Annotated in this window: 20 protein-coding genes; 8 read left to right on the forward strand and 12 right to left on the reverse strand. The window is 67.8% G+C overall.

The annotated features are described in order from the left end of the window. The 5 genes from AC1RIF_RS15795 to ctaD form a co-directional block, all read right to left on the reverse strand. A complete protein-coding gene (locus tag AC1RIF_RS15795; RefSeq protein WP_492602281.1) occupies positions 1–864 on the reverse strand; it encodes an NUDIX hydrolase in 864 nt (287 codons plus the stop codon). Positions 865–919: 55 nt separating this feature from the next. Beyond that, positions 920–1,750, reverse strand: coding sequence for an ABC transporter ATP-binding protein (locus AC1RIF_RS15800; RefSeq protein WP_492602282.1), 831 nt, complete (start codon positions 1,748–1,750; stop codon positions 920–922). 59 nt (positions 1,751–1,809) lie between these two features. After that, positions 1,810–2,559: a peptidyl-tRNA hydrolase gene (locus AC1RIF_RS15805; protein ID WP_492602283.1), complete on the reverse strand. Its 750-nt coding sequence runs from the start codon at positions 2,557–2,559 to the stop codon at positions 1,810–1,812. Continuing rightward, on the reverse strand, positions 2,556–3,779 hold the full coding sequence (gene serB / locus AC1RIF_RS15810) for a phosphoserine phosphatase SerB (RefSeq protein WP_492602284.1): 1,224 nt from the start codon (positions 3,777–3,779) through the stop codon (positions 2,556–2,558). The genes AC1RIF_RS15805 and serB overlap by 4 nt, the downstream gene beginning before the upstream one ends. Before the next feature lie 155 nt (positions 3,780–3,934). Continuing rightward, the gene (gene ctaD, locus AC1RIF_RS15815) at positions 3,935–5,671 is read right to left on the reverse strand and encodes an aa3-type cytochrome oxidase subunit I (protein WP_492602285.1); all 1,737 of its coding nucleotides are present in this window, start codon (positions 5,669–5,671) and stop codon (positions 3,935–3,937) included. A gap of 390 nt (positions 5,672–6,061) precedes the next feature. Here ctaD and AC1RIF_RS15820 point away from each other — a divergent pair, with 390 nt between their 5' ends. Genes AC1RIF_RS15820 through AC1RIF_RS15835 form a run of 4 tightly spaced genes read left to right on the forward strand, consistent with a single transcriptional unit; the run spans position 6,062 to position 9,653 of the window. Beyond that, positions 6,062–7,027, forward strand: coding sequence for an ABC transporter substrate-binding protein (locus AC1RIF_RS15820; RefSeq protein ID WP_492602381.1), 966 nt, complete (start codon positions 6,062–6,064; stop codon positions 7,025–7,027). Between the two features lie 49 nt (positions 7,028–7,076). Then, positions 7,077–8,090: an ABC transporter substrate-binding protein gene (locus AC1RIF_RS15825; protein ID WP_492602286.1), complete on the forward strand. Its 1,014-nt coding sequence runs from the start codon at positions 7,077–7,079 to the stop codon at positions 8,088–8,090. After that, positions 8,074–9,177 (forward strand): HtaA domain-containing protein, encoded by a 1,104-nt coding sequence (locus AC1RIF_RS15830; protein ID WP_492602287.1) that lies wholly within the window; start codon positions 8,074–8,076, stop codon positions 9,175–9,177. Before AC1RIF_RS15825 ends, AC1RIF_RS15830 begins: the two co-directional genes overlap by 17 nt. Continuing rightward, positions 9,177–9,653: an NUDIX hydrolase gene (locus AC1RIF_RS15835; RefSeq protein ID WP_492602288.1), complete on the forward strand. Its 477-nt coding sequence runs from the start codon at positions 9,177–9,179 to the stop codon at positions 9,651–9,653. The genes AC1RIF_RS15830 and AC1RIF_RS15835 overlap by 1 nt, the downstream gene beginning before the upstream one ends. Positions 9,654–9,666: 13 nt before the next feature. Here the strand turns inward: AC1RIF_RS15835 and AC1RIF_RS15840 are convergent, their stop codons facing one another. From AC1RIF_RS15840 to AC1RIF_RS15860, 5 genes are all read right to left on the reverse strand, one after another. Beyond that, the gene (locus AC1RIF_RS15840) at positions 9,667–10,053 is read right to left on the reverse strand and encodes a VOC family protein (RefSeq protein WP_492602289.1); all 387 of its coding nucleotides are present in this window, start codon (positions 10,051–10,053) and stop codon (positions 9,667–9,669) included. 585 nt (positions 10,054–10,638) lie between these two features. After that, the gene (nrdF, locus tag AC1RIF_RS15845; protein ID WP_492602290.1) at positions 10,639–11,613 is read right to left on the reverse strand and encodes a class 1b ribonucleoside-diphosphate reductase subunit beta; all 975 of its coding nucleotides are present in this window, start codon (positions 11,611–11,613) and stop codon (positions 10,639–10,641) included. A gap of 34 nt (positions 11,614–11,647) precedes the next feature. Then, positions 11,648–13,834: a class 1b ribonucleoside-diphosphate reductase subunit alpha gene (gene nrdE, locus AC1RIF_RS15850; RefSeq protein WP_492602291.1), complete on the reverse strand. Its 2,187-nt coding sequence runs from the start codon at positions 13,832–13,834 to the stop codon at positions 11,648–11,650. Next, positions 13,792–14,250, reverse strand: coding sequence for a class Ib ribonucleoside-diphosphate reductase assembly flavoprotein NrdI (gene nrdI / locus AC1RIF_RS15855; protein WP_492602292.1), 459 nt, complete (start codon positions 14,248–14,250; stop codon positions 13,792–13,794). The genes nrdE and nrdI overlap by 43 nt, the downstream gene beginning before the upstream one ends. 50 nt (positions 14,251–14,300) lie before the next feature. Then, on the reverse strand, positions 14,301–14,534 hold the full coding sequence (locus tag AC1RIF_RS15860; RefSeq protein WP_492602293.1) for a redoxin NrdH: 234 nt from the start codon (positions 14,532–14,534) through the stop codon (positions 14,301–14,303). Positions 14,535–15,082: 548 nt separating this feature from the next. On the opposite strand from AC1RIF_RS15860, the gene AC1RIF_RS15865 reads away from it, so the two are divergent. Then, positions 15,083–16,000, forward strand: coding sequence for a siderophore-interacting protein (locus AC1RIF_RS15865; protein ID WP_492602294.1), 918 nt, complete (start codon positions 15,083–15,085; stop codon positions 15,998–16,000). Positions 16,001–16,075: 75 nt separating this feature from the next. Here AC1RIF_RS15865 and AC1RIF_RS15870 read toward each other — a convergent pair whose 3' ends face one another. Then, positions 16,076–16,639 carry an NADPH-dependent FMN reductase gene (locus AC1RIF_RS15870; protein WP_492602295.1) on the reverse strand — a complete coding sequence of 188 codons (564 nt, stop codon included), beginning with the start codon at positions 16,637–16,639 and terminating at the stop codon, positions 16,076–16,078. 102 nt (positions 16,640–16,741) lie between these two features. Here AC1RIF_RS15870 and AC1RIF_RS15875 point away from each other — a divergent pair, with 102 nt between their 5' ends. Then, positions 16,742–17,356, forward strand: coding sequence for a TetR/AcrR family transcriptional regulator (locus tag AC1RIF_RS15875; RefSeq protein WP_492602296.1), 615 nt, complete (start codon positions 16,742–16,744; stop codon positions 17,354–17,356). 9 nt (positions 17,357–17,365) lie between these two features. After that, positions 17,366–18,187, forward strand: a complete 822-nt coding sequence (locus tag AC1RIF_RS15880; protein ID WP_492602297.1) for an META domain-containing protein — start codon at positions 17,366–17,368, stop codon at positions 18,185–18,187. Between the two features lie 22 nt (positions 18,188–18,209). On the opposite strand, the gene AC1RIF_RS15885 is transcribed toward AC1RIF_RS15880, so the two are convergent. Beyond that, positions 18,210–18,773 (reverse strand): nucleosidase, encoded by a 564-nt coding sequence (locus tag AC1RIF_RS15885; RefSeq protein ID WP_492602298.1) that lies wholly within the window; start codon positions 18,771–18,773, stop codon positions 18,210–18,212. 107 nt (positions 18,774–18,880) lie between these two features. Between AC1RIF_RS15885 and nadE the strand changes: the two genes are divergently transcribed. Beyond that, positions 18,881–19,726: an NAD(+) synthase gene (nadE, locus tag AC1RIF_RS15890; protein ID WP_492602299.1), complete on the forward strand. Its 846-nt coding sequence runs from the start codon at positions 18,881–18,883 to the stop codon at positions 19,724–19,726. Positions 19,727–19,743: the final 17 nt, after the last annotated feature.

The raw sequence follows: 19,743 nt of genomic DNA on the forward strand, positions 1-19,743 counted from the left end.
CTACTGGTCGGCGCCCCAGGGCAGCGCCCCGGTGTCGTAGTAGCCCGCGTCGCCGGGAAAGGCCACCCGCGGCTTGCCGTCCACGAAGCTCAGCTCGGGCAGGATCGGCGAGATCTCCGGCTCCGCAGCGAGAATCGCGTCGACGCCGTCGAACCGGCCCAGCGCGTCGAGCTGACTCCACGTGGGCGGCAGCAGGATGCTGCGGCGCTCACGCCAGTCCTCGACAGCCGCGGCCGGGGTCCGCCACGCGACCTCCGCGGCCTCCGACGTCTCCCCGTCGGCCAGCTGCCCCTCCGGCAGCACCGCCACGAAGAAGCGGGTGTCGTACCGACGCCCCTCCTGGACCGGGGTGATCCAGTTCGCCCACGGACGCAGCAGATCCGTTCGCAGGACCAGGTTCTCGCGCGCGAGAAAGTCCGCGAAGGACAACTCCCGAGACTCGAGCTGACGCCGCGCCTGCGCGTACCCGGCGGTGTCGGCGACGACGGTGTCGACGGTGGGACCGGCCAGCAGCACGCCGCACTCCTCGAACGTCTCGCGGACCGCCGCGCACACGAGGGCCTTGGCACGGGCCTCGTCGACGCCGAACCGCTCGGCCCACCACGCCACCGGCGGACCGGCCCAGCGGACGTCGGTGTCACCGTCGGACGGATCCACGCCGCCGCCGGGAAACACCGTCATACCGCCCGCGAACGCCATGCCGACCACGCGCCGCAGCAGAAAGACCTCGACACCCGAGTCGCCGTCACGCACGAGCATCACGGTGGACGCGTCCTTCGGCACCGGCACGGTGGTGTCCGGTGCGGTGGTGTCCGGTGCGACGGCGCCGACGGAAGCGGCGCCCGACTCTCGAGAAGTTCCCATATCCGGAACCTACGCCCCGAGTGACGAACGCCTCACCACCGGTCCGGTCCGCGCGTCAGGCCCGGTGCAGACCGGGATGCCGCGTGCGGCGAGCGAAGAACCGGCCGTCGACGCGGTCGAGGGTGATCGCCTGGCTGAACGCCTCGCTCAGGTTCTCCGCCGTGATGACGTCGTCGAGCAGGCCCTGGGACACCACTCGGCCTTCCGAGAGCAGCATCGCGTGCGTGAAGCCCGGCGGGATCTCCTCGACGTGATGGGTGATGAGCACCGTCGCCGGCGAGTCCGGGTCCGCCGCCAGGTCGCCGAGTCGCGCGACGAGTTCCTCACGGCCACCGAGGTCGAGGCCCGCGGCGGGCTCGTCGAGCAGCAACAGTTCGGGATCGGTCATGAGCGCGCGGGCGATCAGCACACGCTTGCGTTCACCCTCGGACAGCGTCCCGTAGGTGCGGTTCGCGAGATGTTCGGCGCCGAGGCTCTCGAGCATCTCGACGGCCCGTTCGGTGTCCATGTCCTCGTAGCGTTCACGCCACCGGCCGAGCACCGAGTAGCCGGCCGACACGACCAGGTCGCTGACGATCTCGTCGGCCGGGACCCGGTGTGCGAGCGCCGACGACGACAGACCGATCCGCGGACGCAACTCGGTGATGTCGACCTTGCCGAACGTCTCGCCGAACAACCGGGCCACGCCGGAGGTCGGGTGGACCTCGGCGGCAGCCATGCGCAGCAGTGACGTCTTACCGGCGCCGTTGGGGCCGAGCACGACCCACTTCTCGTCCAGCTCCACTTTCCAGGAGACCGGGCCGACGAGGGTCGCTCCGCCACGGCGAATCAGGACGTCTTCGAAATCGATGAGGAGATCAGGATCTGGTTCCGACACAGCGACCATCTTCGCGCACGCGGTCGTGGCACCGCCGACTGGACCGGACCTGCGTGTCGCCCCGCGGATCAGGGAATCGGGGCGATCACCGTCATCGAACCGGGTGCCACCTCGGTGAAGCCCGCGTCGCGCACCGCCACCGCGGCGCCGCGGCCGACTTCGTCACACAGTGCGGCCCACGACTGCGGGTCGGCATCCCGGACGGCGCAACGGAATCCGTTCGCCGCCCACTGGTGCGCGAGGTCGACGGGCATGGCACCCGCCAGGATCATCGACGCGTGCCCCACCTGGGCGGCGGCCTTGCCGACCGTCATCTCGAGGGACGCGTCGATCCACAGCGTCGGCAGTGCCGGATCGACCGGCCCCGGCTCGTCGTGCTCGAGGTCGGTGCCGCCGATCTGCAGCTTCTTGATCCGCGGATCGAGGTCACCCACCCGCCCCGGGACGAGTGCGCGGGCCTGCGCACCGTCGACGTCGACGGTGATTCCGTCGACCTCCTGCGCCGCGAGCCACTGGGCCCCGCGGGCGCGTCGCGCCACCTTGCGGATGCGGGCGTCGGTCCACTCCCGGAACGCGTGCTGCCACGGCCCCGGCTCACCGTCCGCGCCCCGCCCGACCCGCCCGTCGAGGCACAACGCGACGGTCGCGGTAGCGGCGGCCGCGAGCAGCGCGCTGCGGGCGGGCGGCTCGGTCTTGGGGATGTGCAGCACGATCGGCATCGCCAGCACCTGCGCCGGATCGGCCGGATCCGGCCGACTGCCGTATCCGGCGGCCAACACGGCATGGCGTGCAGCGAAACCGTCCCCCGTCAGGGTCATGCGATCGGCACGCGCCGCACGACACCGTCCACCGCGTCGGCGGCCTCGACCTCGTCGCGGGTCACGCCGAGCACGAAGAGCACCGCATCGAGGAACGGATGCGACAGCGCGGTGTCCGCAACCTCGCGCAGCGCCGGCTTGGCATTGAACGCGACACCCAGACCGGCCGCGGTGAGCATGTCGATGTCGTTGGCGCCGTCACCGACCGCAACCGTCTGCTCCATCGGCACCCCGACCTCGGCGGCGAACTTGCGCAGCGCCACCGCCTTCGCGGCCCGGTCCACGATGTCGCCGACCACGCGACCGGTGAGCTTGCCGTCGACGATCTCGAGGGTGTTGGCCTGGACGAAGTCGAGCTCGAGCTCGTGCGCGAGGCCCTCGATCACCTGGCGGAAGCCACCGGACACGACACCGCAGTGGTAGCCGAGGCGGCGCAGCGTCCGGATCGTGGTCCGCGCACCGGGCGTCAACTGCAGGTCGGCGGCGACGTCGTCGATGACCGACGCGTCGAGCCCGGCGAGCGTCGCGACGCGCTGGTGCAGGGACTCCGTGAAGTCGATCTCGCCGCGCATCGCCGACTCGGTGACGGCCCGGACCTCGTCCTCGACGCCCGCGCGGGCCGCGAGCATCTCGATGACCTCACCCTGCACGAGCGTCGAGTCGACGTCGAACACGATGAGGCGCTTGGCGCGCCGGGCCAGTCCGCCGCGCTCGACGGCGACGTCGACGTTTTCGCCGGCCGCGACCTCGGCGAGGCCGGCACGCAGCTGCGCGTCCGCCTCGGCGCCGGTGCTCGACGCGGTGACCATCAGCTCGAGACCGGTGACCGGGTAGTCGGCGACACCGCGGATGGAGTCGATGTTGGCGCCCTGTCGCGCCAGCTCACGCGACAGCGAACGGAACGCCCGCGCGCTGACCGGGCTGCCGAGCACGACCACGGCGTGGGTGGACACCTGGCGGCCGGCCGCGTCGGCGCCGATCTCGACGTCGACGTTCATGCCGACCGTGTCCATCGCCTCCTCGAGCTCCTCCTGGAGGGCCTCCGGATCGGTGGGACACAGGACCAGCACGCCGAGCGTGAGGCGACCGCGGATCACGACCTGCTCGACGTCGAGCAGGCTCACATCGTGGCGGGACAGCGCCCCGAAGAGCACCGACGTGACGCCGGGCCTGTCCGGACCTGTAACCGTCACCAGAACAGTGGCGTCTGACGCACCCACCGAGAACTCCGTTCGTTTGGGCTCGAACTACGTACAAAAGAAATCCGGCCCCCATTCTGCCAAGCCAGGGGGACGGCACGGGAAAGGCCCCGCCAGCTCCCTCGACATCGGGGATCGGGCGGGGCCTTCCGGTAGTGCAGGGACCTTCCGGTCCGCTAGGACTTGCTGTCCTCCAGGACCGTGGTGGCGTGCTTGCCACCATGTCCGATTCCGACATGGGCCTCGTCGCGCATGCGCTCGACCATGTGCGGGTAGTGCAGCTCGAACGCCGGACGCTCCGAACGGATCCGGGGCAGCTCGGTGAAGTTGTGCCGCGGCGGCGGGCAGGTGGTGGCCCACTCGAGCGAGTTGCCGTAACCCCACGGGTCGTCGACCTTGACGACCTCGCCGTAGCGGTAGCTCTTGAAGACGTTCCACAGGAACGGCAGCGTCGAGGCACCGAGGATGAACGAGCCGATCGTGGAGATCGTGTTCAGCGTGGTGAAACCGTCGCTGGGCAGGTAGTCGGCGTAGCGACGCGGCATGCCCTCGGCACCGAGCCAGTGCTGGACGAGGAAGGTGGCGTGGAAGCCGACGAACGTGGTCCAGAAGTGCCACTTCGCGAGACGCTCGTCCATCATGCGGCCGGTCATCTTCGGGAACCAGAAGTAGATACCCGCGTAGGTCGCGAACACGATGGTGCCGAACAGCACGTAGTGGAAGTGCGCGATCACGAAGTACGAGTCGGTGACGTGGAAGTCGATCGGCGGGCTCGCGAGCAGGACGCCCGACAGACCACCGAAGAGGAAGGTCACGAGGAAGCCGACCGAGAACAGCATCGGCGACTCGAACGTCAATTGCCCCTTCCACATCGTGCCGATCCAGTTGAAGAACTTCACGCCGGTGGGGACCGCGATGAGGAACGTCATGAAGGAGAAGAACGGCAGCAGGACTGCACCGGTGGCGTACATGTGGTGCGCCCACACCGCGATGGACAGTGCGGCGATAGCCATGGTCGCGTACACCAGGCCGCTGTAGCCGAAGATCGGCTTACGTGAGAAGACCGGGAAGATCTCCGAGACGATGCCGAAGAACGGCAGCGCGATGATGTACACCTCGGGGTGGCCGAAGAACCAGAACAGATGCTGCCACAGCAGAACGCCACCGGTTGCCGGGTCGAAGATGTGGCCACCGAGGTGACGGTCGACGAACAGGCCCATGAAAGCGGCGGTGAGCAGCGGGAAGGCCAGCAGGATCAGGATCGCGGTGATGAGGATGTTCCACGTGAAGATCGGCATCCGGAACATGGTCATGCCCGGTGCACGCAGGCACACGATGGTGGTGATGAAGTTGACGCCACCGAGGATGGTGCCGAGACCAGCGACCGCGAGGCCCAGAATCCACAGGTCCGCGCCGACGCCGGGCGAGTGCAGCTCGCTCGTCAGCGGGGTGTAGGCGGTCCAACCGAAGTCGGCCGCGCCACCCGGGGTGATGAAGCCGGCGGTGGTGATGAGGGCGCCGAAGAGGTACAGCCAGTAGCTGAACGAGTTCAGACGCGGGAACGCCACGTCGGGCGCGCCGATCTGCAGCGGGACGATGTAGTTCGCGAAACCGAACACGACCGGGGTCGCGTACAGCAGCAGCATGATCGTGCCGTGCATCGTGAACAGCTGGTTGAACTGCTCGTTCGACAGGAACTGCAGGCCCGGAACAGCGAGTTCGGTTCGCATCAGCAGGGCCATGAGGCCACCGATGAGGAAGAACGCGAACGACGTCACCAGGTACATGATCCCGAGCACCTTGGGATCGGTGGTCGTGATCATCTTGTAAATGAACGAGCCCTTGGGTCCCTGCCGTGGCGGGTAAGGCCTCGCTGCTATCTCTGGGACTGGCTGGGGCGCTACGGCAGTCACTAATCCTCCTGAATGTGCCCTTGATCGCTCCGCAGGCTCCGCTCTGAGCGCCGATCCCGGGCTGGCGAGATAGGCGTTCGCTGGCTTGCGCTCATCGAATCGTAGACGGTGCCTTCGGCGGCCGCGGACCGGGTCCTACTCCCTGTCGTACTCGGGCCCTACTTCCCTCCGGCCGCAGGGCCGCGAGCAGGACTTTAGTCCCCGATCGGACGATCCGCCGGACACGTCACGGCGTGTCGATGCGGGTCGGCCGCGACCCGAGCGCCGCACCTCCGACACCGACCGCCCGGCGGTCCACATTCCGAGTTGTTAAGGTTTCGCTTACCTTACCGCCTTCTCTGGGAGTCTCGACCAGTGCACACACAGACCCGACGCCGCACCCTCACGTCCCTGGCCGCTGTCGGCGTGGCCGTCAGCCTCGCCCTCACCGGCTGCTCGTCCAGCGACAGCAATGCCGATACAACGGCGGCCGCGACCGACGAGTTCCCGCGGACCGTCCAGCACTTCCGTGGTGCGACCAACATCGACTCGCAGCCGCAGCGGATCGTCACGCTCGACAACAGCTACGCCGACGCGGTCCTCCTGCTCGAGTCCCCGCTCGTCGGCTTCGTCGACTACCGCGAGCAGGGCCTGCCCGACTACCTCGGCGACGCGCGGGACAAGTACGCCGCCGACGCCGTCTCGGTCGGCAAGGTGTCCAACGCGAGCCTCGAGAAGGTCGCGGAGCTGCAGCCGGACCTGATCCTCTCCGCCGAGGTCCGCGACGGAAAGAACTACGAGGCACTCTCCGCCCTCGCCCCGACGGTGTTCTCCCAGTCGACCGGCCCTACGTGGAAGGACAACATCCGCCTCGTCGCACAGGCCCTCGGCAAGGAGGACCTGGCCGAGCAGAAGATCGGCGAGTACGAGGCCCGCGCGAAGGCGATCGGCGACGAGATCAACACCAAGGCGAACAACCCGAAGGTCTCCGTCGTGCGCTTCGCCGGCGAGCCGACCGCCCGCCTGTACCGGACGACGTCCTTCAGCGGCATCGTCCTCGCCGACGCCGGACTGGCCCGGCCGGACAGCCAGGGACCCGATCCGGCGGACGCCGGCAGCATCATGAATTCGATCAGTCCCGAGCTGATCAACGAGGCCGACGCCGACGTCATCTTCGTCGCGACGTACGAGGATCCCGAGGGCAAGTCCCTCAAGGCTGCCGAGGCCTTCCTGCAGAACCCGCTGTGGGGAACGCTGAAGGGGCGCATCGTCGAGGTCGACGACGCGATGTGGATGACGCCGGTCAGCATCCAGGGTGCGCACAAGATCCTCGACGACCTCGCGCAGGCCTTCGGGGTCGACCCGCACAACAGCTAACCTGAGTCGGCCCGCACTCGCTGAGCTCGCCGAACAGGAAGCCGTCGCATTGTCCAGTTCCCAGCCCGTCCGCACCGTCCGCCGCACTGCCATCGCTGCGATCGCGGCGTCGGCGGTCCTCGTGGGACTCACCGGATGTGGCGATGCGACCGACGACGACGCGAGCACGATCGTGCGGACCACGACGAAGATCGCCGGTGCGGGTGTCGTGAGCGTCGAACGCGACACCCGCGCCGCGTGCGCGGACCCGACGCCGGCGGACCCGGGCGCACCGGATCCGCTGCGCATCGTCGTCCTCGACAGCGCCACACTGGATTCCGCGTGCGCGCTCGGAATGTGGCAGCGCGTCGTGGGTGCCACGACGTCCGACGGCGGCACCCCGCAACCGTCGTACCTCGGTGCCGGGATCTCGGCGCTGCCGAGCGTCGGGCCCGCCGGGTCCCCCGACGTGGATCTCATCGCGGCGGCCGCCCCCGATCTGATCCTGGGCTCCGAGCCGACCGATCCGGAACTCGCCGACCGCCTGCGCGCGGTGGCGCCCACCGTGTTCGTCGGCGCCGACCCGGTGCAGTGGAAGGACCGCGTCCTCGCCTCGGGGAAGGCGATGGGACGCGGGATCGCCGCGCAACAGGCCCTCGACGAGTACACCGCGGACGCCGCCCGGATCGGGACCGAGATCAACGCCCGCCAGACGCAGGCGTCGGTGCTCCGGTTCGGTTCGGATTCCGTGGCGATCGAGGGGCCCGGCAGCTTCTCCGGTCAGGTCCTCGCCGACGCCGGTGTCCAGCGGCCGCCGTATCAGCGCCTCGACGTGGCAGCCAAGGACCTCGACGACCTCGGCGACGCGGAGGGCGATCTGATCTACGTCAGCTTCGACGGCCCCGGCGGGCTCGAACACGGAACGGCGGTCATGGAATCCGACGACTGGTTCGAACTCGGGGCCGCCACCGACAAGCGTGTCTTCGCCGTCGACGACGCGATCTGGAACTTCGGTAACGGCATCGTCGCCGCCCACGCCGTGCTCACCGACCTGAGGAGTTCATTGAATGGATACGTCAGCTAGGACGAGAAGACTCGCACGCGGTTTCGCGGCGGTGACGGCAGTGATGCTCGCCTGCGTCGCCCCGGCGACCGCGACCGCCGCGGCACCGGCCATCCCCGCGTCCGGTCCCTCGATCGAGGTGTACACCGCCGACGGTGTCACCCCGCTGGGAGACACCCCGGTGCACGAGGGCGACCGGATCGTGGTGCGCGGCGCAGGTTTCGATCCGCACGCCAACACCGACGGCCTCCCCCTGCCGGTGCCGCCCGGTGTTCCGCACGGCACGTTCGTGACGTTCGGCGCGTTCGCCGAGCACTGGCGCCCGTCGCAGGGCGCACCGGCCGGGTCCCGCGTCGGGCAGCAGCGCTCCGCGACCGCCTGGGTGATGTCCGAGGACGCACTGAACCGAGTCCCCGACGCCCCCTTCGACTTCCGGCGCACCATCCGGCAGCAGTGGGTTCCGCTCGCCGACGACGGCTCCTTCACCGCGACCCTCACTGTCGAGAAGCCCGCGACTGTTCCGGAGGGCGCGGTGTACGGCATCTACACCTATGCCGCCGCCGACGCCGTGAATCCGTCCGAGGAACTGAACGTCCCGGTCCGGTTCGACCCCTCCCCCGGACCCAACGCTCCGGTGCCGCCGGCGCAGGATCTGGTGTGGGGCTTCGCACCCGGGTACACCGACCTGGTCAAGACCGCGCTGCAGGGCTCGGTCACCGGCACCGAAGGTGCGAGCGTGCGCCCCGACGGGCGTCTGACGTTCGAATCCGCCTCCGCCGACATCGATCCCGCGACCGGGTACGGCGTCGCGAAGTACCGCGGCACCGTCGTCTCCTTCACCCGATTCCACCTCGCCGAGATCGCGCTGGCGAACCCGTGGATCGAGTTCACCCCGGAGGGCACCTTCCTGTCCGCCGAGACGTCCGACGGCGCCATGGTCGGCACCGACGCGATGAGCCGGATCCGGTTCGCGCAACTCGACGCTGCCGCGCAGCCGGGGTCCCACGGTGGAACGGACGTACCGGCGCGGTTCGCCGTGCCGCTGCGCCCGACGGTCCTGCTGCCGTACTCCGGCCAGGTCGCCTCGCCGGTCTCGTTCCGCTACTGATGCCGGTCCCAGCCTTCGTCGCTGCGCTGCGCGAACACGTCGGACACGCCCCCCTGTGGCTGCCCGGCGTGTCCGCCGTCGTCCTCGACGATGCCGACCAGGTGCTCCTGACCCGACGCGCCGACAACGGCATGTGGGCGGTCGTGTCCGGCATCCTCGAACCCGGCGAGGAGCCGGGCCCGGCGATACTCCGGGAAATCCGCGAGGAGACGGGCCTCGACGCCGACCTGGTGCGCATCACCAGCGTCGACACCGCCGGACCGATCACCTACCCCAACGGTGACGTCGCCAGCTACCTCGACGTGTGCTTCCTGGCCCGCGCCGTGTCGGGTGCGGCGCGGGTCGCCGACGACGAGAACCTCGATGTGCGGTGGTTCTCCCCCGACGCGCTGCCTACGGACATGACCGAGTCGTCGACGGTGCGCATAGCGGCGGCCCTGCGGCGCGAGACGGAGACCTGGTTCGCACGGGACTGAACGCCTGGAACGCCTAGCTCTGCTTGGTCTCCCACAGTCCCATGACGTTGCCCTCGGTGTCTCTGAAGTAGGCGGCGAAGCCCATCTCACCGACAGGCTGCTTGGCCGCGACCGTCGCACCGCCGAGCGACTCGATCTTCGCGAGCGCGGCGTCGATGTCGGGGACGTCGATCGTGATCACCGGGCCCTTCGGATACTGTTCCTCGCGACGGAACATGCCACCACCGATGTACCCGGGTTCGCTCGGCATCCCCGAGTCCTCGACCGGCCCGGTGGCGACACCGGTGTACTCGAGTTCCGGCATCTCGGTGACGTTCCAGCCGAATGCCACCTTGTAGAAACTGCGTGCTCGATCACCGTCGTCGAACGGGACCTCGAAATGCACTACTCGACCACTCATTGCCGTCTCCTCGATCGTCGTCGGGCACCGTCGGCTCGGTCCCACCCCCTCGACACTAGGCGCGGCGCACGTCCACGACAACGGTTCCGGCGAATCCTCGCCCACACCATTGGGTTTCGCAGCAGCATCCGTCACCCTTCTCCGGTGACCACATCAGGGTTCGGTGCGAGCACTCCCCCGGGAACCGCGCCGGCCGGACTTCCCGACCACCACGGCGATTCGGACGATCCCCGGTATCGGTAATCCCGATCGGGTGGATTCTCGCGTCGCTCCTGCAGCGAGTGGTGGCTAAACGGATCTTCCACGCGACCCTCGGCAAGACACTGACCGGCTTGTGCGTCGGTCGTTCGCCCCTCCACGGACAGTGGCCGACCACCGGCTACCTGCTGAAGTGGTGGCTCATCGGGGCCGTCGACTTCGTCGGCACGATCTCGGACAATCCGTGGCTGGGCAGCTACGACGACTCACCGGCCGTCATCCCGCCGCAGCGACGTCACCCTTCCCTGAAAACGCCGACGGCCGAATGTCACATCGGTTCAGTCGGACTGAACCGATGTGACATTCGGCCGAAGTGGTACGGGAGGGCTAGAAGTCCCAGTCCTCGTCCTCGGTGTTGACGGCCTTGCCGATGACGTAGCTCGAACCGGAACCCGAGAAGAAGTCGTGGTTCTCGTCCGCGTTCGGAGACAGGGCCGACAGGATCGCCGGGTTGACGTCCGTCTCGTCCTTCGGGAACAGGCCCTCGTAGCCGAGGTTCATCAACGCCTTGTTGGCGTTGTAGCGCAGGAACTTCTTGACGTCCTCGGTGAGCCCGACCTCGTCGTACAGGTCCTGCGTGTACTCGACCTCGTTGTCGTACAGCTCGAACAGCAGCTCGAACGTGTAGTTCTTGAGCTCCTCACGCTCGGCCTCGGTGACCTGCTCGAGTCCGCGCTGGTACTTGTAGCCGATGTAGTAGCCGTGCACCGCCTCGTCACGGATGATCAGGCGGATCATGTCGGCCGTGTTGGTGAGCTTGGCCCGCGACGACCAGTACATCGGCAGGTAGAAGCCCGAGTAGAACAGGAAGCTCTCGAGCAGCGTCGAGGCCACCTTGCGCTTGAGCGGGTCGTCACCGCGGTAGTAGTCGAGGACGATCTGCGCCTTGCGCTGCAGGTTCGGGTTCTCCTCCGACCAGCGGAACGCGTCGTCGATCTCACGCGTGGTGCACAGCGTCGAGAAGATCTGCGAGTAGCTCTTCGCGTGCACCGACTCCATGAACGCGATGTTGGTGAGCACGGCCTCCTCGTGCGGGGTGACCGCATCGGGGATCAGACTCACGGCGCCGACGGTGCCCTGGATGGTGTCGAGCAGCGTCAAGCCGGTGAACACGCGCATCGTGAGCTGCTGCTCGTTCGGCGTGAGAGTGGCCCACGACTGGATGTCGTTGGACACCGGCACCTTCTCCGGCAGCCAGAAGTTGCCGGTGAGGCGATCCCACACCTCGGCGTCCTTGTCGTCGGGCACGCGATTCCAGTTGATCGCCGACACGCGACTGACCAGCTTGATCTTCTCGCTCACGATTCCCTCACTTCGTTCAAGCTCTTCACTACCGTCACAGCATGCACGAGACGCAACCCTCGACCTCGGTGCCCTCGAGTGCCATCTGACGCAGGCGGATGTAGTACAGCGTCTTGATTCCCTTGCGCCACGCGTAGATCTGCGCGCGGTTGACGTCGCGCGTGGACGCGGTGTCCTTGAAGAACAGCGTCAGCGACAGGCCCTGGTCGACGTGCTGCGTGGCCGCGGCGTACGTGTCGATGATCTTCTCGTACCCGATCTCGTACGCGTCCTGGTAGTACTCCAGGTTGTCGTTCGTCAGGTACGGCGCCGGGTAGTAGACGCGACCGATCTTGCCTTCCTTGCGGATCTCGATCTTCGCGGCCACCGGGTGGATCGAGCTGGTGGAGTTGTTGATGTACGAGATCGAGCCGGTCGGCGGAACAGCCTGCAGGTTCTGGTTGTAGATGCCGTACTTCTGCACCGACGCCTTGAGCTCACGCCAGTCGTCCTGCGTCGGGATGTGCACGCCGGCGTCGGCGAACAGCTGACGCACCCGCTCGGTGGCGGGCTCCCACACCTGGTCGGTGTACTTGTCGAAGTACTCGCCCGACGCGTACTTGGACTGCGGGAAGCCCTTGAAGTGGGTGCCGCGCTCCTTCGCGATCTCGTTCGACGCACGGACCGCGTGGAACACGACCGTGTAGAAGTAGATGTTCGTGAAGTCGACGCCCTCTTCGGAGCCGTAGTGGATCCGCTCACGAGCGAGGTAGCCGTGCAGGTTCATCTGCCCCAGGCCGATCGCGTGAGAGTCGTTGTTGCCCTGCTCGATCGACGGCACCGAGTAGATGTGCGTCTGGTCCGAGACGGCGGTGAGCGCGCGGATCGAGGTCTCGATCGTCTTCGCGAAGTCGGGCGAGTCCATCGTCAGCGCGATGTTCAGCGAGCCGAGGTTGCACGAGATGTCCTTGCCGACATGACTGTAGGACAGGTCGTCGTTGAACGTCGACGGCGTCGAGACCTGCAGGATCTCCGAGCACAGGTTCGAGTGCGTGATCTTGCCCTCGATCGGGTTCGCCCGGTTCACCGTGTCCTCGAACATGATGTACGGGTAGCCCGACTCGAACTGCAGCTCGGCGAGCGTCTGGAAGAATTCGCGCGCCTTGATCTTCGACTTGCGGATCCGCTTGTCGTCGACCATCTCGTGGTACTTCTCGCTGACGTTGACGTCCGCGAAGGGCACACCGTAGATGCGCTCGACGTCGTACGGCGAGAACAGGTACATGTCCTCGTTCTTCTTCGCGAGCTCGAACGTGATGTCCGGGATCACGACGCCCAGCGACAGCGTCTTGATGCGGATCTTCTCGTCCGCGTTCTCCCGCTTGGTGTCGAGGAAGCGGTAGATGTCCGGGTGGTGCGCGTGCAGGTAGACCGCGCCGGCACCCTGACGGGCACCGAGCTGGTTGGCGTACGAGAACGAGTCCTCGAGCAGCTTCATGATCGGGATGACGCCGGAGCTCTGGTTCTCGATCTTCTTGATCGGGGCGCCGTGCTCGCGAACGTTGCTGAGCAGCAATGCAACTCCGCCGCCGCGCTTGGACAGCTGCAGGGCCGAGTTGATCGAACGGCCGATCGACTCCATGTTGTCCTCGATGCGCAGCAGGAAGCACGACACGGGCTCGCCGCGCTGCTTCTTCCCGGAGTTGAGGAACGTCGGGGTGGCCGGCTGGAACCGTCCGGCGATGATCTCGTCGACCAGTTCGGTCGCGAGCGTCTCGTCGCCCGCGGCGAGGGTGAGCGCAACCATGCAGACGCGGTCCTCGAAACGCTCGAGGTAGCGCTTACCGTCGAACGTCTTGAGCGTGTACGAGGTGTAGTACTTGAAGGCACCCAGGAACGTCGGGAAGCGGAACTTCTTGGCGTAGGCCCGGTCGATCAGCGACTTGACGAAGTTGCGGGTGTACTGGTCGAGAACCTCACGCTCGTAGTAGTTCTCCTTGACCAGGTAGTCGAGCTTCTCGTCCTGATTGTGGAAGAAGACCGTGTTCTGGTTGACGTGCTGCAGGAAGTACTGGTTGGCGGCCTCACGGTCCTTGTCGAACTGGATCTCGCCGTTGGGACCGTACAGGTTCAGCATCGCGTTGAGCGCGTGGTAGTCCAACTCGCCCGCCGACGCGTCGGGTTGTGCCGCCGCGCGCTCTACACTCCCAGCCGGGGCTGAATCTGTGATGGTCGGTGCCACTGTTCACTCTCCATGAATTGTTCGAGGCCCTCGCGCACGGCGATGACATCCTCTGGTGTTCCCATTAGTTCGAAGCGGTACAGGTACGGCACCTGACACTTCTGCGAGATCACGTTCCCGGCGAAGCAGTACGACTCGCCGAAGTTCGTGTTGCCGGCAGCAATCACCCCGCGGATGCGCGAGCGATTGTGCTTGTTGTTCAAGAATCGGATGACCTGCTTCGGCACGTAGCTCGTGTCGCGGCCCATCGCCGTTGTGCCGCCCCCGTAGGTGGGGAGGATCAGGACGTAGGGATCGTCGACTTCGAACGCGCCTTCGCGGTCACGCAGCGGGATGCGCGCGGCGGGGACACCGAGCCGCTGGACGAATCGGTGTGTGTTCTCCGACGCGCTGGAGAAGTACACCAGCGATGCCATCGGTGTTCACCCTCTTACTCGAGCTGAGATTCGACCGGTCCCGCGACGCTTCAAGCAGCGTTTGCGGTGAGGGTCTTGATGCGGTCGGGACGGAAGCCGGACCAGTGATCGTCACCGGCCACCACGACGGGGGCCTGGAGGTATCCGAGGGCCATCACGTAGTCGCGTGCCTCGGGGTTCTCGGAGATGTCGATGATGTCGTACTCGAGACCGGCCTTGTCGAGGGCACGGTAGGTGGCATTGCACTGAACGCAGGCGGGCTTGGTGTACACGGTGATGCTCATGATGGTCCCTCTTTCCACGGCCTTGCGAGCTACGGATTGTGTGCTCTGCGTGCCGAGGAAAGAGCCTGTTTTCCGACCCGGGATCGGATTCGTTCCCGTTGTGCCCCTCGGCTGTGTAGACACTACACCTAGTGGCCGACAGAAACGCACAACCCGAGATCTTGTGAGTGACACGGTTGATATTCGCAGGTTGACCTCCTCCGAGCGGTGCGCCGAGACCCCCTTCCGGCGTGTCGTAGATCACGCTCGAGCAGGTGATTTCGGTCACCTCCGCGACGTCCTGCACGGACACCCCGCGCGACACGCCGGAGACACGCCGAGGACGCGCCGAAAATGCGGTCACAGGTGGGTCCGGAGTGTGTCTGTGGACACACCGACAGCCCCTCGTCGGCACCACTCGCGCAGATGTCGGGAGACTCGGCGCGGACGCCGACAGCGGAGCCGGGGCGGGTCGACCCGACGGCGCGCCGAGCGCCACCGCCCAGGCCACTCCGTCGGACATAGCTGAACGGTAGCTGTCCGATGGTTCGTGCCGCCGCCGCACCGAAATGTGCCAGGGTGATCGGGTGCCGCCGAACGAGAACCCCTACTTCTTCGCGACCGTGGCGCGGGTGCAGCGCGTCACCCCCAACATGCAGCGGATCACCCTCGCCGGCGGCGACCTGACCCGCTTCACCTCGAGCGGCGACCCCGACGAGCGACTCCTGGTGGTGTTCCCACCCGACGGCGCGGATCGCCCACCGGCGCCCGAGCAAGTCGGCGACGGCTGGGACTTCCCCGGAACCGGGGGCACCGGACGGCCGGAGATGCGCAGCTACACCGTCCGCCGCTGGGACGCGGCAACACACGAGATGGACATCGACTTCGCCGTGCACGACGGCGGTGCCGCAGTCCGATGGGCCCTACAGGCGCGTCCGGGGCAGATACTCGGGGTGACGGCGGCCTCCGGCTGGTACCGCCCGCCGACCGACACACGGTGGCAGCTGCTGATCGCGGACATGACCGCGCTGCCCGCCGTCGGACGCATCGTCGAGGGCCTCACACCCGGCACGCGCGTCCACGTCATCGCGGAGGTGACGACGGCCGCCGACGAACAAAGCCTCGACACCGCCGGCGGCGTCACGGTCACGTGGCTCCACGGCACCGGCAACGGCGTCGGCCCCAGCGCCCTCGCCGACGCCGCGATGCCGTGGAGCGCACCCGACGGCCCCGGCTACGTGTGGTTCGCCGGTGAGGCAGGTCTCGCGCGCGAGGTGCGCAGGTGGGTGCGACACGATCTGGGTCTGCCCACCGACCGGTACGACGTCATCGGCTACTGGCGCGCCGACAAGGCGGCCTGGACCGCGCGGTACGAGTCCGTGCGTGAGCAGATCGAGGCCGCGCAGCTGGCGGCACTGACTGCGGGCGGCGACTTCGATTCGGTCCGCGACGCCGTCGACGCGGCCATGGAGCGGGCCGGGCTGTGAGCACTCCCTGAAATGCCGAATGTCACATGCGTTCAGTCGAACTGAACGCATGTGACATTCGGCCCAGGCGGGGCGTCAGGCGTTGGCGAGTTCCTTGGACGCCTCGACCAGTGCGGCGACGACGCCGGCAACCTGCTGCGCGACCTCGGCGTTCTCGCGCGGGTGCAGCTCGCCGAACTTCTGGATGGTGCCACCGATGGAGAGCTCGACGTCGAGCACGTTGCCGCCGGCGATGCCGAGCGCCTTGCGGGCGTCGTCGTGCGCCCACTTGGCGGCGTTGGGGCTCGGGGAAGCGCTGATCACGGCGACCGGCTTGTCCTTGACGGCACCGGTGCCGTAGGGGCGCGACAGCCAGTCGATGGCGTTCTTCAGGACGGCGGGGACGGTGCCGTTGTACTCGGGGGTGACCAGGAGCAGCGCGTCGGACTCGGCCGCGGCCGCGCGGAGCTGGTCGACGCCGGCGATCGAGGCGCCGGGGACGTCGATGTCCTCGTTGTAGAAGGGGAGCTCACCGAGTCCCTCGTAGATGGTGAGCTCGACACCCTCGGGCGCGCCGGCGACGGCGGTCTCCGCGAGCTGACGGTTGACGGAGCCGGCACGGAGGCTGCCGACGAGGACGAGAACGCGGGACTGAGACATGGGAAATTCCTTCGGTGATGCGGTCGATAACGCCGTGGACATGTATAGCAGCACAAACGGACCGCGGTCCACTTGTGTTCCCGGCTGGGCTACGATGCTGACGTGAACAGCCCGCTACTTCCGCTGGTGGACGCCGAGATCCCCGAGCGATGTGATGCCGCCCGCAATCGGAAACTCCTCCTCGACGCGGCCGCTCGACTCGTCGCCGAACGAGGAGTCGACGCCGTGACGATGGAGGCCGTCGCCGCCGCTGCCGGCGTCGGCAAGGGCACCGTCTTCCGCCGGTTCGGCAGCCGCTCGGGCCTGATGAACGCGCTGCTCGACCACACCGAGCGCGAACTGCAGCACGCCTTCATGTTCGGGCCCGCACCGCTCGGACCTGGCGCCGATCCCGTCGTCCGCCTGGTCTCGTTCGGTCGCGCCCGGCTCGACATGGTCGCCGTCCAGGGCGACATCCTGCGGGCCGCCGAGGACTCCCCCGAGTTCCGGTTCTCCGGCCCGGCACGCGCCGTGAGCCTGCGGCACATCGTGACGCTGCTCACCGACGCCGGCGTCGACGGGGACCTCGAACTACTCGGAACAGCCCTACTCGCACCGCTCGAGGCGAGCCTCGTGCTGCACCAGATCCGCACCCTCGGAATGTCGGAGCGACGGATCGCCGACGCGTGGGAAGACCTGGCCCACAGGATCACCCGTTCGACGGCACCCGCCGACTAGGGTGTGGTCATGCGCACGCCGTTGGTCGTCCTCGCCCTCCTGTCTGCCGCCACGCTGACGGCGTGCGGGAACAGCAACGACGGTGCGGACGCCGAAACCACGTCCGCGGACGCTCCGTCCTCGGCCACCGCGGCACCCGAGGACGCGCTGTGGGGGCACACGTACCTGTCCACCGCCGTGACCGGCACCGCCATCCCCGGCGGCGGCCCACTCGAGGTCGCCTTCCCCGAGAAGGGAAGCATCGCGATGAGCGCGGGCTGCAACCGCGGCGTGAGCGGCGTCGACCTGTCCGGCGGAGTCGTGAAGACCGGTGCGATCGCGACCACCATGATGGCCTGCCCGGACGACGTCGCAGGCGCCGACAAGTGGATGAGCGACCTGTTCGCGACCCAGCCGGCGTGGACGCTGACCGACGACGTCCTCACCCTCTCGACCACCGGCACCACCGTCACACTCGCCGACAAGAAGACCGCGAATCCGGATCGCCCGCTCGTCGGCACCACATGGGTGGTCGACACGCTGATCAGCCCACAGGCCGTCACGACGTCGGCGGCCCTCGAGACGTCGGCACCGACGTTGACGATCGGCGAGAACGGCCAGGCCACCGGCACCACCGGATGCAATCGTTTCAACGGCCCTGCCCAGGTCGGTGACGGCACGATCACGTTCGGTCCACTCGCCACCACCAGGATGGCGTGCGCGGCGGACGTCGCAGAGGTGGAGCAGGCCGTGCAGCACGTCCTCGAGGGCGAGGTCACCTACTCGATCGACGGCGACGCCATGACGTTGATGCGCGCCGACGGCACCGGGCTGGGGCTGCGGGGACACTAGCGGGGGACACTAGCGGCAGGCGTCAGAGCCTCTCGCGCAGCCACTGGCCGAGCACCCGCGCGCTCGCGTCCACCTGCTCCGGCCAATCCATCGCGGAGTCGTCGGCCTGGTCGCTGACGTGCTTGACCAGGCGGCACCGGGCACCGAGTTGCGCGCACGCGAACGCGACGGCGAACCCCTCCATGTCGACCAGATCGGCCCGCGCGGCGAGTGCATCGCGGATCTCGGCGTCGGAGATGAACGAGTCCCCCGTCGCGAGCACCGAACCGTCACCGTCCTCGACGTCGATGACGTCCCGCACGGGATGGCCGAGCGAGCGCAGCACCTCGCTGCTGATGTCGTGGTTGAGGACCGCCGACGGCAGGTACAGGCCGCTGTGACGGGTATGCAGCGCTCCCGCGGTCCCGATGTTCACCACGAGCGGCAGCCGATCCGGATCGCACTTCGCGAGCGCGTGCGTGACCGCGACCGCCGCCGCCACCTTGCCGATGCCCGTGACGACGACGTCGAGGCCGTCCGGCACATGCGCCGCTTCGCCTGCCGTGGCGCTCACCACGAGGATGCCGGTGCTGCCGGTGCTGCTCATCAGGGTCTCCCGCGTTCTCTGTCGCCGCCGGTGGGCGCGCAGAATCACATCCTGCCGTGCCGGTTCGCGGTGCTGCACACCCGACCCGTGCTCGCTACAGTTCTGCCATGGTAATTTCGCGCGCCCGGATCATCGAGGAACTCGGCGTCGAGCCGACGATCGATCCCGCTGCCCAGATCCGCAACCGTGTGCAGTTCGTCAAGGACTATCTGCGGTCCACTCCGGCCAAGGGCTTCGTGCTCGGGATCAGCGGCGGCCAGGACAGCACCCTCGCCGGTCGCCTGACCCAGTTGGCGGTCGAGGAACTGCGCGCCGAGGGCCACACCGCGGAGTTCGTCGCCGTCCGACTGCCGTACGGATCGCAGTTCGACGAGGACGACGCGCAGGTGGCCCTGAAGTTCATCGCACCGGACCGGTCACTGACCGTCAACGTCAAGCCGGGTGCCGACGCCACCGCCGAGGAAGCGTCGCAGGCGATGCGCGAGATCCTCGGGGACGGCGGCCGGCTGCGGGACTTCGTGCGCGGCAACATCAAGGCGCGCGAGCGCATGATGATCCAGTACGCCGTCGCGGGCGAGCTCGGCTACCTGGTGGTGGGCACCGATCACGCCGCGGAGGCACTCACCGGGTTCTTCACCAAGTTCGGTGACGGCGGCGTCGATCTCACCCCGCTCACCGGGCTCACCAAGCGCCAGGGTGCGGCGCTGCTGCAGGAACTCGGCGCCCCCGACTCGACGTGGCGCAAGGTGCCGACCGCCGATCTCGAGGACGACCGGCCGTCGCTGCCGGACGAGGTGGCGCTCGGGGTCACCTACCACCAGATCGACGACTTCCTCGAGGGACGGGACGTCACCGACGAGGTGGCCGAGAAGCTCGAGCGGATGTACCGCAACACTCGCCACAAGCGGACGGTGCCGGTGACGCCGCTCGACACGTGGTGGCGCGAGGACTGACGGGTAACGAGGGGGGA

It is taken from the genome of Prescottella sp. GW823-FHT02E09, assembly GCF_058797375.1.